This window comes from Streptomyces fradiae ATCC 10745 = DSM 40063 (genome assembly GCF_008704425.1).
Taxonomy (GTDB): Bacteria; Actinomycetota; Actinomycetes; order Streptomycetales; family Streptomycetaceae; genus Streptomyces; species Streptomyces fradiae.
In genome coordinates, this window is record NZ_CP023696.1 from 628,958 (window position 1) to 643,576 (window position 14,619).

Consider the following 14,619-nt stretch of genomic DNA (forward strand, 5'->3'; position numbering starts at 1 on the left):
CGCCCCGACCCACCCGCGTCCCCCCGCACCGGCGGCCCCAGCCGGGCAGGGCCCTCCGGGTCCCGTCGGGCCCTGCCCGGCTGGGGCCCTGCCCGGTCGGCGCCGGCGGGAGCACCCCGCCCGCACCCCCGCGCACGACAGGACCGACCCGCCCGGCCGCCGGGCACCCCGCGACCTTCCGAGGAGTACCGTGCAGCAGCCGCCCGAGTCCCCCGCCGGCCCCCCTCCCGCCCCGCCCGCGCCCCGTCCCGCGACCGCCGCGACCGCCTCCGCGTCCGGAAGCGCCGGCGCGCCGCACGGCCCGTACGCAGCCCCCTTCCCGGACGGCGAGGCGGACGTACGGGACCTCGCCGTCCGCTACCTGGCCGCCTGGACCGCGGCACCGGACCGGCTCGACGGCGGCCGCCCGCCCTCCGACCCCGGCGTGCCCGTCCTCGCCCGCACCGTCGCGAGCCTCGCCGGGGACGCGCCGGAGGCGGCCCGGACGGCCGCCGACGCCGTCGCCGTCTGGGCGCGCCGCGCCGGCCGGGGCCCCGGCCACACCGGCCTCCACGACGGCGGACTGTCCGGCACGCTCGTCGGGCTGCGCCTCGGGGCCGCCCTGCACCCGCGCCTCCGTCTCGTCGCCGACCGGCTCCGCGACCGCCTCGCCGACGCCGCGGCGACGCGGGGCGGCCGGGAGGAGGGGGTGCGGCTGGCCGACTACGACCTGATCGTCGGCCCCGCGGGGGGCCTGCTCGCGCACTGCGCCGGCGCCGCGCCCGAGCCGCGCCACCTCGCCCCGTACCGGGACCGCCTCGTCCTGCTCTGCGACAGCCGCGACCTGCGGCGGCTGCGCGCCGACGGCTACGCGGGGCACCCGCACCTCTCCTGGCTCCAGGGCCGTGTCAACACCGGCATGGGCCACGGAGCCGCCGGGGTCGCCACCGCGCTGGCCGCGGCCGTACGGCACACGGGTCCGGCCGCCGCCGACGCGCTGCGGCGGGTCGCGGCGTGGCTGGAGGCGCAGGAGTACGAGGACGAGCGGGGGGTGCGCACCTGGCCGGGCGCCGGGCTCGACGGGCGGACGCCGCCGCGCACCGCGGTGCCCCGGCAGGCGTGGTGCTACGGGGCGCCCGGTGTGGCGTGGGCGCTGTGGGACGCGGCGGACGCGCTCGGCGACCGGGGGGCGGCGGACCGGGCGGCGGAGGTGTTCGCGCGGCTGGCCGACCGGTACGACGGGGGCTTCCACCTGTACGGCGACGGCCCCGCCGACGTGCTGGGGCTGTGCCACGGGGCGGGCGGGGTGCTGGCGGTGGCCGACGCGTTCGCCCGCCACGCCGGGCACGGGGGCGCCGCGCGGCTGCGCGACCGGATGGCGGCGCTGCTGCGCGGGCGGCTGCCGGAGGCGGTGGCCCGCGCGGTCGAGGAGGGCGCCGCGGCCAGGCCCGGCCCCTCGGGCGCGAGCGCGCCCGGCGCGGCGGGCACGGTGGGCCCGTCCGGCGCGGCGGGCACGCCGGGGACGGGGGCCTCCGAGGAGCGCGCGCCGGGGGCGGGGGGCGTCTCGGCGGTGGGCGCGTCCGGGACCGCGGTGGGGGCCGGGTGGTCGTCGGAACTGCTGACCGGGGCGCCCGGCGCGCTGGCCGCGCTGCTCACGGCCGGGTACGGCGCGTCGCGGACGTGGCTGCCCTGCCTGGGGCTGCGCTAGACCGCTTCCCTCGGACCACCTCGCGGGGCTCACGCACCGGCGCGGGGAGCGCGGGGGCGGCACCAGCCGGCCGGTGGACGGGCCGGATGAGGGCAGCGGTTCCGGGCTGTCGGGCGCGTGGTCGGCGCAGGACCCGGTCAGGCTCCGCGGACGCGGCCGCGGCGAGCTCGGCGAAGCCCGTGTTGCCGAGGGCCACGTGCACGTGGACCGCGTACACCGCGGCGGGCGCCGCCCGGAACTCCCGGGGCTCGGGCGACTCGACAAGCTCCCGGTGATGAACCGGGTCGAGGTGGTCCTCGTCCTCCCGGATCGTCGTCAGGGCCGGCAGCGCGTGGGCCGGCGACTCCATCGTGTGGCGGTCGGCGAGGAAGACGACGTCCAGGTACTCGTCACCGCCCACCGCGGCAAGGACCTCATCAACTGTCGCCTCCGACCAGGCAGGCGCATCGACCACCAGCACCCCCGCGGCAGGCCCGTCCGGCGACGGGCCCCACGGCCGTCGCAGTTCCCCGACGACCGCGTTCCACGGCTCGTCGTCGCCGAAGGCGGTCCTGATGACGACAGCGTCGAGCAGATCCCGTCCGGCGGTCTCGGGCAGCGACCCTTCCAGGCCCTCCGGCACGGTCATGACCGGGATGCTGCCACGCCGCCCCGGCACCACCGCCGCCGGGACGCCCCAGGGGAGCCTCCCGGACCGGGACCGCGCCGTCGCCGGGCCGGACGGGCTCACCCGTCTGCCACGGGGCGGGGCCGGCGGGCCGCGTCGCCGGGGCCCCGGGTGCAGACTGGGCCCATGGGCGACCCCACTGCCCGCGCGGCACCGTCACGCCGGTTCCCGCCGGGTCCGCAGAGCGCCGCGCGGGCCCGGCGGTTCGTGCGGGCCGCCCTGGCGGAGGCCGTACCCGGCGCGGCGCCCGATCTGCTGGACACGGCGGAGCTCCTCACCGGGGAGCTGGTGACCAACGCCGTCCTCCACGCGCGCACCGAGGTGGTGGTGTCCGCCGCCCTCGCCGACGGCGGCCGGGCGCGGGTGGTGGTCGTGGACGGGCGGCCGGATCGGGCCCTGGTGCCGCAGGGCCACCCCCCGTACGCGGGGGCGGGGCAGGGGCTGGTGCTCGTGGCCCGGCTGGCGTCCCGGCACGGTGTGGAGAGCGGCTCCGACACCAAGGCGGTGTGGTTCGAGCTGGGGCCCGGCGAGCCGTCCGGCCCCCGCGCGTGGGAGCCCCCGGCGCCGCCCGCGGGAGCGCGGGAGACCGTGGTGCTCGTCGACGTACCGGGGGCGCTGTACGCCGCGTCGCAGCAGCACCGGCACGTCGTCCTGCGGGAGCTGGGGCTCGCGGCGGCCGCCGGGAGCGGGCTGGTGCCGGCGGCGGAGCTCGTCACCGCCCACGACGCCGGCAACATGATCAGCGCGTGCGTCGCGGCCGCGCTGCGCGACGGCACGGCCGAGGGGGAGATCCGTTCGCTGGCCCTGGCGGTGCCGCCGGACGCCGCCGGCGCGGTACGGACCCTCGCCCGTGTGCTCGACGCGGCGGAGGCGGCGGCGCGCGAGGAACGGCTGCTCGCCCTCCCCGCGCTCCCCCGCGGCCGGGCCTTCCACCGCTGGCTGTTCGGCGAGATCACCGGCCAGCTCTCCGGCGCCCACCCCACCGCGTGGACGGTGGTGCCCCGCGAGCCGGGCGACGGCCCGGCGGAGCTGGCGCCGTGGGACCCCGGGCACGTGCGGACGAGCCGGGTCCCGACGGTCGCCGCCGACGAGCAGAACCGGATCATCGCGGTCAACGGCCCCGCCGCCGACCTCCTGGGCTGGCGCGCCGACGACCTCGCCGGGCAGCGGCTGACCGCGATCATGCCGGAGCATCTGCGTGAGCGGCACCGCACGGCCTTCGCGTCCCTGCTGCTCAGCGGCACGCCGCGCATTCTCGGCCGGTCCGTGCCGCTCCCGGCGCTCCACCGCGACGGGCGTCTCGTGCCGGTACGGCTGTTCCTCCAGACCCAGGAGACCGCGGACGGGCGGACGGTGTTCGTCGCCCAGCTCTCCCCGCGCGCCTCCGCGCTCGGCCCCGCCCCGCCGCACACCGGGAGGCGCCCCGCGGGCCGGGAACCGGACGCCGCCCGGGAACCGGCCTCCGTACGCGATCCGGCCTCCGCCGGTGGACCGGCCCCCGCACGGGAGCCGGACGCGGCCCGCGGGGCGGGCGCCGGACCCGCGGCGCCGGCCGCCGACCGGGCCGGGGAGCAGCGCGGCGCGACGGTGCTGCCCGCGTTGGAGGGGCTGTCGCTCCTGGCCCGGACCGGGGCCGAGATCGGCAACGCCCCCGACCTGGACGACGGGCTCCGGCGGGTGGGCCGGCTCCTCACCGAGCGGCTCGCCGAGTGGTGCGCGGTGGACCTGTTCGCCGAGGACGCCGGGGTGGAGCGGGCGTGCGTGGTGCGCCGCGGCTCCGGGGAGCCGTGCGCGCAGGAGTTCCAGGGCCGGCTGCCACCGCCGACCGAGGCGGCGCGCGGGCCGCTCGCCCGGGCGCTCAGCGGCGCCGGGCCGCTGCTGCTCACCGGGCCCCCGCAGGCCGACCCGACGAGCCCGCTGGACGCGGACTACCGGGACCTGTTCGAGCGGATGGGCGCGGCCAGCGCCGTCGTCGCGCCCCTGCGCGCCCGGCGTGAGGTCATCGGCGCGCTGACGGTGGCGCGCGGGCGCCGGGAGCGGCCCTTCACGGAGGCGGACCTGCGGCTCGTCGACGACGTGTGCCGGGCCCTCGCCCTGGGCGTCGACAACGCGCGGCTGTACCAGGAGACCCGCAACATCGCCGAGCGCCTCCAGCGGTCGCTGCTCCCCGTCCTGCCGGAGGTCGCCCACCTGGAGCTGGCGGCCCGCTACGCCGCCTCGTCGACCACCGCGCAGGTCGGCGGCGACTGGTACGACAGCTTCGTCCTGCCGAGCGGCGACACGGCGCTGGTCATCGGCGACGTGACCGGCCACAACCTGGACGCGGCGATCGCCATGAGCCAGCTCCGCAGCATGCTGCGGGGCATCGCGGTGGACCGCCAGGAGCCGCCGGAGGCGGTGCTGCGCCGCCTCGACACGGCCAACCACACCCTGTACCGGGAGGCCACGGCGACCTGCGTCTACGGCTTGCTGAAGGGGCCCGAGGAGGGGCCGTGGAAGCTGGTCCACTCCTCGGCCGGCCATCTGCCGCCGCTGCTCGTCACGGACGACGGCCGCACCCGGTTCCTGGAGGACGGCTCCGGGATCCTGCTCGGCCTCGACCCGGACATGCCCCGGCCGCGCGCGAGCGACGCGGTCCCGGCGAACGCGACGGTCCTGCTGTACACGGACGGGCTGATCGAGCGCCGCGACGAGTCGCTGGACGACGCCATGGGACGGCTCGGCCGCTTCGTCACCGAGCTGGCGCGGGAACCGCTGAACGTGCTGTGCGACGAGCTGCTGATCGGGCTGGGCGCCGACAGCGACGACGACATCGCGCTCCTCGCGGTCCGGCCGGTACCGCCGTCCTGAGCGCTCCGCGCGGGGCGCTCCCGGCCGACCGCCCCGCACGGGCCCGGCCGGCCGCCCCGCACGGGACACGCGCACGGCGTCCCGTCTCACTCCCGCGGCCCCCGCCGCGCGACGCGCCGGAGGGTCCGCCGCGCCACCCTGGCGATGTGCCACCGCTCCTCGTACAGGACCCGTCCGACGAGCGCGCCGCCGAAGACCACGAATCCCACGCCGACCAGCCAGGACTGGATCACGAGGACCGTGCCGACGGGCCCGTACGCCACCGCGTTCGACGCGATCAGCGGCGAGAACACCAGGTGGGAGAAGACCCACAGCCCGGCCAGGCCGGTCACCGTGGACACGGCGCCGGGCAGCAGCGCGGCCCACGGCACCCGGCCGCCGAGGAGCAGGCGCTGGGACCACCAGAAGAACAGCCAGGCGCTGACCAGGGCGGCCGCGGCCCGCCAGGCCAGGTCGCCCGCGCCGTCGGGGCGGGCGGCGACGTAGGACGAGAGCAGGAGGTACCCGACGAGGACGGCGAGCCACACGAGGTGGCGCCACATCGTGTGCCACCGGGCGGGCGGCACCCCCCACACCTTCTCGTAGCCGGTCTGCACGACCCCGCCGAAGGTCACCCCGAAGGCGGCGAGCGCGGCGAGGCCGAACCCGGTCGTGGACTCCAGGGCCGAGGAGGGCGTCCCGAACAGCCGCTCCACCTCGTCCCGCGACGCCTCGGACACACCGAGGCCCTCCGCGAGCCACTGCGCGAAGCCCTGTCCGCCCGCAGGGTCGGTGGCCGCGACCACGATGAGCAGCGGGACGAGCGTCAGCAGGCCGAGCGCGGCGAAGCCCATCGCCCGGTGCATCAGCTCCATGTCCTTGCCGCGCCGGTACCCGCGGCCCGCGGCCGAGCCGCGGAACGAGCCGTGCATCCGGTGGAACCACGCCATATGCCTTGCCTACCCCGGCGGCGCCGCGCCGTTCGGCGAAGGCGCCCACCAGCACCCGATCGCCCCCCCGAGGGCCCGAGGGCAAGGAGCCCGGTCCCCGGTGACCGGACCGCCCTCCCGCGCGGCGACGTGTCCGCTCGGGGGCGGCGCGTCCGCTCGGGGGCGGCGGGGCCGGGGGCCGGTGGCCAGGCCGGTGCGCGAGCGGGACTGATCCTCCGTCATACCGGTCGGCACCGGGTTCGTGCGCGTACGATCAGAGGTGATCACCGGTGGCGCGGCCCGCGGGCGTCACGCCGCGCCTGCGGGTGCCGTGCGGCCCGGCGGAGCGCCGCCGCCAGCGGCCGGACCGGCAGCGTAGGGAGCCAGCCCGTGTTCTATCTCCTGCTCAAGCACGTGCTCCTCGGGCCGCTGCTGCGGCTGCTCTTCCGGCCGAGGACGGAGGGGCTGGAGCATGTGCCCGAGACGGGCGCGGCCATCGTGGCGGGCAACCACCTGTCCTTCTCGGACCACTTCCTGATGCCGGCCGTCCTGCGACGGCGCATCACCTTCCTGGCCAAGCAGGAGTACTTCACGGGTCCGGGGCTCAAAGGGCGGCTGACCGCCGCGTTCTTCCGCAGCGCCGGCCAGATCCCGGTGGACCGCTCCGGCAAGGAGGCCGGGCAGGCCGCGATCCGCGAGGGCCTGCGGGTGCTGGCGCGGGGCGAGCTGCTGGGCATCTACCCGGAGGGCACCCGCTCGCACGACGGGCGGCTCTACAAGGGCAAGGTGGGCGTCGCCGTGATGGCGCTGAAGGCGGGCGTGCCGGTGGTGCCGTGCGCGATGGTCGGCACGTTCGAGATCCAGCCGCCGGGCAAGGTCGTGCCGAGGATCAGACGGGTGACGATCCGGTTCGGCGAGCCGCTGGACTTCTCCCGGTTCGCCGGGATGGAGAACGAGAAGGCCGTGGTCCGCGCCGTGACGGACGAGATCATGTACCGCGTCCTCGCGCTCTCGGGGCAGGAGTACGTCGACGAGTACGCAGCCACCGTGAAGGCGTCCGGCCCCGCCGCGTCCGCCGCGCCCGACGGGGCCGCCGCTCCGGAGGCGCCCGGCCGCGTCCGCGGGCTCCGGCGCGTCCTCGCCCGGCGGCGGCACCGGGACTGATCCGGCGCGCGGTCCGCCGCCAGCCCCCGGGCCGGGGCTCGGGCCGCGCCTCCGATCCGCCGGGCCACGGCCGCGCCACCAGCCCACCCGGTCGGTGGCCGGCCGGCCACCGACCCGCCCGGCGGCGGACCGCCTCCCTGCCGGTCCGCCGCGTCCAGCCGCCCGTCCGCGCCCGACGGGGCCCGCGCGGCCCGTCCACCGCCGTCCGAGGTGGAGCGCCGCCCGGAGACCGGAGGGCCGTAGGTCCGGAGAACCGACGGTCCGGAGAGCCGGCGCCCCGCCGAGCCGCAGGGGCGCGAGACGTACCGGCCCGTCCCCTCGCCGGCCGACCTCCGCCCGGACGCCGGAGCGCCCGGTCCCGTCCCGGTGGGAGCGCACGGCGTCCGCGGGTGCGCGGTCGCCGCGCCGGTCAGCCGCCGGGCGGACGGTGCTCGGCCGCGATCCCGAAGCGGCGGTGTTCGCGGGGAGCGGACGGCGCGTCGCCGAGGTCGGAGACGGAGCCGATCGCCCGCTCGTCCGCCACCCCCGGCGCCGACTCGAGTCGCTCCAGGTCAGCGGCGGAGACGAGCGCCACCAGCGGCTTGCCGTGGCGGGTCACCACGACCCGCTCGCCGCCGTAGACGACGCGGTTGATCAGATCGGCGAGCTCCGCCCGGGCTTGCGTCACCGGAATCTCGTAGGCCATGCTCCCATTCTAACCTTCTGTACGTCCTGTACATTTTTTACGGATGGAGGCATCCCATGGCTCCGCACACCCGCCACGCCCGTCACGTCCTCCCCGAGTTCACCGAGCGCACCAGCTGGGGCACCCGCACCCTCGACCCGTACTCCAAGCTCCTCGAAGGGCGGATCGTGCTCCTCGGCACCCCCGTCGACGCGACCGCGGCCAACGACGTGGTCGCCCAGTTCGTCCACCTCGAGTACGCCGACCCCGACCAGGACATCTCGCTCTACATCAACTCCCCCGGCGGCCCGGTCGACGCGATGACCGCCATCTACGACGCCATGCAGCTCGTCCGCTGCGACGTGGCGACCACCTGCGTCGGCCAGGCCGCCTCCACCGCCGCCGTCCTGCTCGCCGCCGGCACCCCGGGCAAGCGCACCGCCCTCCCCGGCGCCCGCGTGCTGCTCCGGCAGCCCGAACTGGCCGAGCCTCTGCGCGGGCAGCCCTCCGACCTGGACGTCCACGCCCGCGAACTGCTGCGCCAGCACGCGCTCCTGGCCGACCTGCTGGCCCGGCACACCGGACGGGACCGCGACCGGGTCGTCGCCGACCTCGACCGGGACCTCGTCCTCGACGCGACCGGCGCACGGGAGCACGGCCTGGTGGACCACGTCGTCCGCACCCGGCGGGGATGACCGTGCACCCGCCGACACCGCCGCCCCTGCCGGCCCTCACACGCGCGGAGGGCGCCTACGTGGACGCCTACCTGGCCGCCGCGGACCTGCTGGGACGCGCCAACCCGGCCCGCACCGCGCACACGTACGGCGCACTGCGGGCGGCCCAGGCGCTCGTCGCCCAAGCCACCGCGCTGCGCGACGCCCTGACGCTGATGCACCGGCGGGGTGAGCACGAGGTGCACGCCGCGACCCTGGCGCGTGCGCTGCGCGCGCTCGACGGCGAGCGGCGCACGGAGAGGGTGACGATGCCTCACGACCCGCCGGGCTGACGGGTTTCGCAGACCCGGTCGGGGGACGGGCACTGGCCCGAACGGCTGAGACGGACGGAGGAACTTCGTACGGGACGAGTTGCGGACCGGCGGTAGGCACCGGCCCCGCTCACCCCGCGACGCCGCAGGTACGGGGCTCAGCCCTGCGGGGCGCCCCGGCGGCGAAACACGGCTGTCCACCCGTTCGGAGCAGCAGTGACGAGGGTCACACCGCCCCGTCGCAACCCCCGATTCCCGGGTGGGGCGGGAAAGATCCGTCACGACGACAAGCCCCCGCCACCCGGGCGGGGCGGTCCGGGCGGACGCCGAGTCCTGCCGCCGTCCGGGCGACTGGTCGACACGAGTGGATCGGCAGGAGTGGAGGACCCGAGCAGTACGGGGCGGCCACCGCACAGGGTGCGGACCGGTCCCCCTCGGGGTGAAGCCGCGTCAGCGGCCGGGCATCTTCGTCCTGTCCGAACCCGACAGGCAATCCTTCACAGGCGGGTTGACGAAGGGTACTGCATGTCCGCGACGCAGAATCAGGTCCCGGCACCGCCCTCCCCCGCGTCCCTGCCCGCCCGCAGGGCACGGATCGCCTCCGCCCTCGCCCTGGTGGCCGTCGGCGGCACGCTGGTCGCGCCGGGCGCCGCCCAGGAGGCGCACGCCGCCCCGGCCGCCGCCGGAAAGGCGCTGAAGGTGGCCGCGTCCAAGAAGGGCGCGCCGTACCAGTGGGGCGCCACCGGCCCGCACCGCTTCGACTGCTCGGGGCTGACGCTCTACTCGTACAAGCGGGCCGGCAAGAAGCTGCCGCGCACGGCGCAGGCGCAGTACAACAAGACGCGCCGGGTGGCGAAGTCCGAGCGGCGCGGCGGCGACCTGGTCTTCTTCCACGGCCGCGGCGGCGTCTACCACGTCGGCATCTACGCGGGGAACAACCGGATCTGGCACTCCCCCAAGAGCGGTTCCTGGGTGAAGCTCGACCGCATCTGGACCGGCTCGGTCTCCTACGGCCGCGTGCGCTGACCCCTGCCCGGCCCCGCCCGGCGCCCGCCCCGCGGGGAGCCGCACGCGGGCGGGGCCCCGACCGGCCGGAGCCGTACCGGGCCGGGGCCGTACCAGGCCGGAGCCGTACCGGGGCGGTCCCCGGGGCGGGCGGTCCCCGGGGCGGGAGCCCGCGCGGGCGGGGCCGGCCGGGTCAGGGTCGTCCCGGTGTCCAGGGGAGCGCGATCCAGACGGTCTTGCCGCCCTCGTCGGTCGGTGTCACCGCCATCCGGCCGCCGTGCTCGGCGGTCAGCCACCGGACGATGGCCATCCCGCGCCCGTTGTCCTGCTGCACGGCCGCGGGGAGCCGCCGCGGCCAGCGCGGGTGGCTGTCGGTGACGCCGATCCGCAGCCGCTCGTCACGTTCGAGGCGCAGCTCGACGGTGAAGAACGGCGATCGCCCGGAGGTGTGCTGGACCGCGTTGGTGACCAGTTCGGAGACGATCAGCCGGATCGTTTCCGCTGGGTCGGTCCCGGCCGGCAGTCCCCACTCGGCGAGCACGTCGGACACCTGGCCGCGGGCGGCCGGGACCGACGCGGGATCGCTCGGCAGAGTGATGGACGCTTCCCTGTGGTCTGCCATGGCGCGCTGTCCCTTTCCCGCCCGGTGCCGGACCCCGCCATGCCGTGGGTGGCCGGTGGAACGGCTCCGGGCTGTGCTTCGCGCCAGACTGCCACTGTTGCCTCCCCCGTGGGAGCCCCGCGCCGGGACAGGGGGCGCAGTGCCGCTCGAAGCGGTGAACGCTGCGACAGAAGAACGGTTTCAGCAGGGCGGCGCGGTCCGCAGGACCACGGCCACCGCGCGGTCGGTCTGCTCCTCCGTCAGGTCGGCGCGGGCGGTGAGTCGCAGCCGTGAGACGCCGTCGGGCACCGACGGCGGCCGGAAGCAGCCGACGGCCAGGCCCTCGGCGCGGCAGTCGGCGGCCCACCGCACCGCCGCCTCCGGGGACGGCGCCCGCACCGACACGACCGCGGCGTCGGGCCGGGCGGCGCTCAGCCCCGCGGCGGTGAGCCGGGCGTGCAGGGCCGCCGCCACCGCGCGGGCGCGGCCCGCCCGGTCCGGTTCGCGGCGCAGCAGGCGCAGGGCGGCCAGGGCGGCGCCCGCGGCGGCCGGGGCGAGGCCCGTGTCGAAGATGAAGGTCCGGGCGGCGTTCACCAGGTGCTCCACCACGCGGGCGGGGCCGAGGACGGCGCCGCCCTGGCTGCCCAGGGACTTGGAGAGGGTCACCGTGGCCACCACGTCGGGCGCGCCGGAGAGGCCCGCCGCGTGCAGGGCGCCCCGGCCGCCGTCGCCGAGCACGCCCAGCCCGTGCGCGTCGTCCACGACGAGGGCGGCGCCGTGCTCCCGGCAGGCCGCGGCGAGCGCCCCGAGCGGGGCGGCGTCGCCGTCGACGGAGAACACCGAGTCGCTGACGACCAGGGCCCGCCGCCCGGGGTGGGCGGCGAGGGTCTTGCGCACGGCCTCCGGATCGGCGTGCGGGACGACGGCGGTCTCGGCGCGGGAGAGCCGGCAGCCGTCCACGAGGGAGGCGTGGTTGTCCGCGTCGGAGACGAGGAGGGAGCCGCGCGCGCCGAGCGCGGTGAGCGCGGCGAGGTTCGCGGCGTACCCGGAGGAGAAGACGAGGGCCGCCTCGAAGCCGCAGAAGCCGGCGAGCTCCCGCTCCAGTTCGGCGTGGAGGGCGGTGGTGCCGGTGACCAGGCGCGAGCCGGTGGCGCCGGCGCCCCAGCGGTGGGCCGCGCCGGCCGCCGCCGCGGTCACCTCGGGGTGGCGGGTGAGGCCGAGGTAGTCGTTGCCCGCCAGGTCCAGCAGGTCCGTGTCGGCGGGGCGGGGGCGCAGGGTGCGGACGAGCCCCGCGGCGGCGCGGCGGCGCGCCTCGTCGGCGGTCCAGCCGAACGGGTCCTCGGGCACGGCGGCGCCGGGCGCGTCCTCGGGCATGTGTGGTCCCCTTTGTAGGCAGCGCACAGACCCTAACCAAGAAGGTGCGCGGTCAGAGTGTGGTCATCCACACACCTCCGACGGGCGCCGTTGTCCGGTTCCTCCTTGGCCAGGGGGTGCGCCGTGCGTCAGGATCAGCGCCATGGACCTGTTGAACACGTTGGTGGACAAGGGGCTGCGGCGTGAGCTGCCGACCCGTGAAGAGGCGCTCGCCGTCCTGGCGACCTCCGACGACGAGCTGCTGGACGTGGTGGCCGCGGCGGGCAGGGTGCGGCGCCACTGGTTCGGGCGGCGGGTGAAGCTCAACTACCTGGTCAACCTGAAGTCGGGGCTGTGCCCCGAGGACTGCTCGTACTGCTCGCAGCGGCTCGGGTCGACGGCCGGCATCCTCAAGTACACCTGGCTGAAGCCCGACGAGGCGTCCCAGGCGGCGGCCGCGGGCATCGCGGGCGGGGCGAAGCGGGTCTGCCTCGTCGCCAGCGGCCGGGGGCCGACGGACCGGGACGTGGACCGGGTCTCGAAGACGATCGAGGCCATCAAGGAGGACAACGAGGGCGTCGAGGTGTGCGCGTGCCTCGGGCTGCTCTCCGACGGCCAGGCCGAGCGGCTGCGTGCCGCGGGGGCCGACGCGTACAACCACAACCTCAACACGTCGGAGTCGACGTACGGGGAGATCACGACCACCCACACGTACGCGGACCGCGTCGACACGGTGCGCAGGGCCCACGAGGCGGGCCTGTCCGCCTGCTCGGGGCTGATCGCGGGGATGGGCGAGTCCGACGAGGACCTGGTCGACGTGGTCTTCTCGCTGCGCGAGCTGGACCCGGACTCGGTGCCGGTGAACTTCCTGATCCCGTTCGAGGGCACGCCGCTCGCCAAGGAGTGGAACCTCACCCCGCAGCGGGCGCTGCGCATCCTGGCGATGGTCCGGTTCGTCTGCCCGGACGTCGAGGTGCGGCTGGCCGGCGGGCGCGAGGTGCATCTGCGGACGCTGCAGCCGCTCGCGCTGCACCTGGCCAACTCCATCTTCCTGGGCGACTACCTGACCAGCGAGGGCCAGGCCGGCAAGGCGGACCTGGAGATGATCGCGGACGCCGGCTTCGAGGTGGAGGGCGCCGGGACGACGACGCTGCCCGAGCACCGCGCGGACGCGGCGGCCGGCGGCTGCGGGACGGGCGGGGGCTGCGGCTCCGGCTCCGGCTCCGGCGGGGTGTGCGGCACGTCGGAGGGTGACGGGAACGCGGCGGCCGGGGCGGCGGCGGCCGGCACGGCGGGCGAGGCCGGCACGGCGGGCGCGGCCGGGGCGGCGGTGGACGCCGGCGCGGCGGACGCCGGTGCGGTGGACGCGTCCGTTCCCGGTGCCCGGCCGGACCTGGTGGCGGTGCGCCGCCGGGGCGCCGGCACGGACCTCGCGCCCAATGCCTGAGCCCCGCTACACGCCGGGCGAGCTGCTGGCGCTGGACCGGGAGCACGTGTGGCACCCGTACGGCCCGATGCCCGGCCGGGTCGAGCCGCTCGTGGTGGAGTCGGCGTCCGGGGTGCGGCTGCGCCTCGCCGAGCCGGCCGGCGGGCACACGGAGCTGGTGGACGGCATGTCGTCCTGGTGGTCGGCCGTGCACGGCTACGGCCACCCGGTCCTCGACGAGGCCGTCCGCGACCAGCTCGGCCGGATGAGCCACGTGATGTTCGGCGGGCTCACCCACGAGCCCGCCGTCCGGCTGGCCGAGCGCCTCGTGGAGATCACCCCGGAGCCGCTGCGGCACGTGTTCCTCTGCGACTCCGGCTCGGTCTCCGTCGAGGTCGCCGTGAAGATGTGCCTGCAGTACTGGCGGTCCACCGGCCGCCCGGCCAAGCGGCGGCTGCTGACCTGGCGGGGCGGCTACCACGGGGACACCTGGCAGCCGATGTCGGTGTGCGACCCCGAGGGCGGGATGCACGAGCTGTGGACGGGCGTGCTGCCGCGCCAGGTCTTCGCCCCGGCGCCCCCCGCGGAGTACGACGAGGAGTACGCGCGCGAGCTGCGCGCCCTCGTCGCCCGCCACGCCGACGAGCTGGCCGCCGTGATCGTCGAGCCGGTGGTGCAGGGCGCGGGCGGCATGCGCTTCCACTCCCCCGCGTACCTGCGGGTGCTGCGGGAGGCGTGCGACGCCCACGACGTGCTGCTCGTGTTCGACGAGGTCGCGACCGGCTTCGGCCGGACGGGGTCGCTGTTCGCGGCCGGGCACGCCGGGGTGTCGCCCGATGTGATGTGCCTCGGCAAGGCCCTGACCGGCGGCTACCTGTCGATGGCGGCCACCCTGTGCACGACGCGGGTCGCCGAGGGCATCTCGCGCGGCGAGGTCCCGGTGCTGGCGCACGGGCCGACGTTCATGGGCAACCCGCTCGCGTCCGCCGTGGCCTGCGCCTCCATCGACCTGCTGCTCTCCCAGGACTGGGCGCGGGAGGTCGAGCGGATCGGGACCGGGCTGCGCGCGGGGCTGGAGCCGGCGCGCGCGCTGCCCGGAGTCCGGGACGTGCGCGTCCTGGGCGCCATCGGCGTGGTCCAGCTCGACCACCCGGTCGACATGGCGGCGGCCACGGCCGCGGCGGTGCGCGAGGGCGTGTGGCTGCGGCCGTTCCGGGATCTGGTGTACGTGATGCCGCCCTACGTCACGGACGACGAGGACCTGGCACGGATCTGCCGCGCGGTGTGCGCGGCCGCGAGGGAGGGCTGA

At 77.2% G+C, this 14,619-nt stretch carries 13 protein-coding genes; 8 read left to right on the plus strand and 5 right to left on the minus strand.

Features of this window, described 5'->3' with window-relative positions; genetic code table 11:
• The first annotated feature begins 190 nt into the window (after positions 1-190).
• Positions 191-1,687 (plus strand): lanthionine synthetase LanC family protein, encoded by a 1,497-nt coding sequence (locus tag CP974_RS02670; RefSeq protein WP_078915291.1) that lies wholly within the window; start codon positions 191-193, stop codon positions 1,685-1,687.
• On the opposite strand, the gene CP974_RS02675 is transcribed toward CP974_RS02670, so the two are convergent.
• Positions 1,632-2,315 carry a DUF6924 domain-containing protein gene (locus CP974_RS02675; protein ID WP_140160792.1) on the minus strand — a complete coding sequence of 228 codons (684 nt, stop codon included), beginning with the start codon at positions 2,313-2,315 and terminating at the stop codon, positions 1,632-1,634. The genes CP974_RS02670 and CP974_RS02675 overlap by 56 nt on opposite strands.
• Before the next feature lie 165 nt (positions 2,316-2,480).
• On the opposite strand from CP974_RS02675, the gene CP974_RS02680 reads away from it, so the two are divergent.
• The gene (locus CP974_RS02680) at positions 2,481-5,204 is read left to right on the plus strand and encodes a SpoIIE family protein phosphatase (RefSeq protein ID WP_037936275.1); all 2,724 of its coding nucleotides are present in this window, start codon (positions 2,481-2,483) and stop codon (positions 5,202-5,204) included.
• 86 nt (positions 5,205-5,290) lie between these two features.
• On the opposite strand, the gene CP974_RS02685 is transcribed toward CP974_RS02680, so the two are convergent.
• Positions 5,291-6,133, minus strand: coding sequence for a YhjD/YihY/BrkB family envelope integrity protein (locus CP974_RS02685; protein ID WP_051838852.1), 843 nt, complete (start codon positions 6,131-6,133; stop codon positions 5,291-5,293).
• A gap of 369 nt (positions 6,134-6,502) precedes the next feature.
• Between CP974_RS02685 and CP974_RS02690 the strand changes: the two genes are divergently transcribed.
• Complete coding sequence (locus tag CP974_RS02690) at positions 6,503-7,276, plus strand: lysophospholipid acyltransferase family protein (RefSeq protein ID WP_051838851.1); 774 nt, start codon at positions 6,503-6,505, stop codon at positions 7,274-7,276.
• Between the two features lie 409 nt (positions 7,277-7,685).
• On the opposite strand, the gene CP974_RS02695 is transcribed toward CP974_RS02690, so the two are convergent.
• Positions 7,686-7,961: a type II toxin-antitoxin system Phd/YefM family antitoxin gene (locus tag CP974_RS02695; protein ID WP_031128223.1), complete on the minus strand. Its 276-nt coding sequence runs from the start codon at positions 7,959-7,961 to the stop codon at positions 7,686-7,688.
• Positions 7,962-8,017: 56 nt separating this feature from the next.
• On the opposite strand from CP974_RS02695, the gene CP974_RS02700 reads away from it, so the two are divergent.
• From CP974_RS02700 to CP974_RS02710, 3 genes are all read left to right on the plus strand, one after another.
• Positions 8,018-8,635, plus strand: a complete 618-nt coding sequence (locus CP974_RS02700) for an ATP-dependent Clp protease proteolytic subunit (protein ID WP_031128222.1) — start codon at positions 8,018-8,020, stop codon at positions 8,633-8,635.
• Entirely contained in the window at positions 8,632-8,946 is a 315-nt protein-coding gene (locus CP974_RS02705; RefSeq protein WP_031128221.1) for a hypothetical protein, read from the plus strand. The genes CP974_RS02700 and CP974_RS02705 overlap by 4 nt, the downstream gene beginning before the upstream one ends.
• Positions 8,947-9,450: 504 nt before the next feature.
• Positions 9,451-9,951: a C40 family peptidase gene (locus tag CP974_RS02710; RefSeq protein WP_031128220.1), complete on the plus strand. Its 501-nt coding sequence runs from the start codon at positions 9,451-9,453 to the stop codon at positions 9,949-9,951.
• Positions 9,952-10,123: 172 nt separating this feature from the next.
• On the opposite strand, the gene CP974_RS02715 is transcribed toward CP974_RS02710, so the two are convergent.
• Positions 10,124-10,552 (minus strand): ATP-binding protein, encoded by a 429-nt coding sequence (locus CP974_RS02715; RefSeq protein ID WP_031128219.1) that lies wholly within the window; start codon positions 10,550-10,552, stop codon positions 10,124-10,126.
• Positions 10,553-10,732: 180 nt separating this feature from the next.
• On the minus strand, positions 10,733-11,905 hold the full coding sequence (locus tag CP974_RS02720) for an 8-amino-7-oxononanoate synthase (RefSeq protein WP_031128218.1): 1,173 nt from the start codon (positions 11,903-11,905) through the stop codon (positions 10,733-10,735).
• Between the two features lie 142 nt (positions 11,906-12,047).
• Here CP974_RS02720 and bioB point away from each other — a divergent pair, with 142 nt between their 5' ends.
• Both bioB and CP974_RS02730 read left to right on the plus strand, forming a co-directional pair.
• A complete protein-coding gene (gene bioB / locus CP974_RS02725) occupies positions 12,048-13,331 on the plus strand; it encodes a biotin synthase BioB (RefSeq protein WP_031128217.1) in 1,284 nt (427 codons plus the stop codon).
• Positions 13,324-14,619: an adenosylmethionine--8-amino-7-oxononanoate transaminase gene (locus tag CP974_RS02730; RefSeq protein WP_031128216.1), complete on the plus strand. Its 1,296-nt coding sequence runs from the start codon at positions 13,324-13,326 to the stop codon at positions 14,617-14,619. The genes bioB and CP974_RS02730 overlap by 8 nt, the downstream gene beginning before the upstream one ends.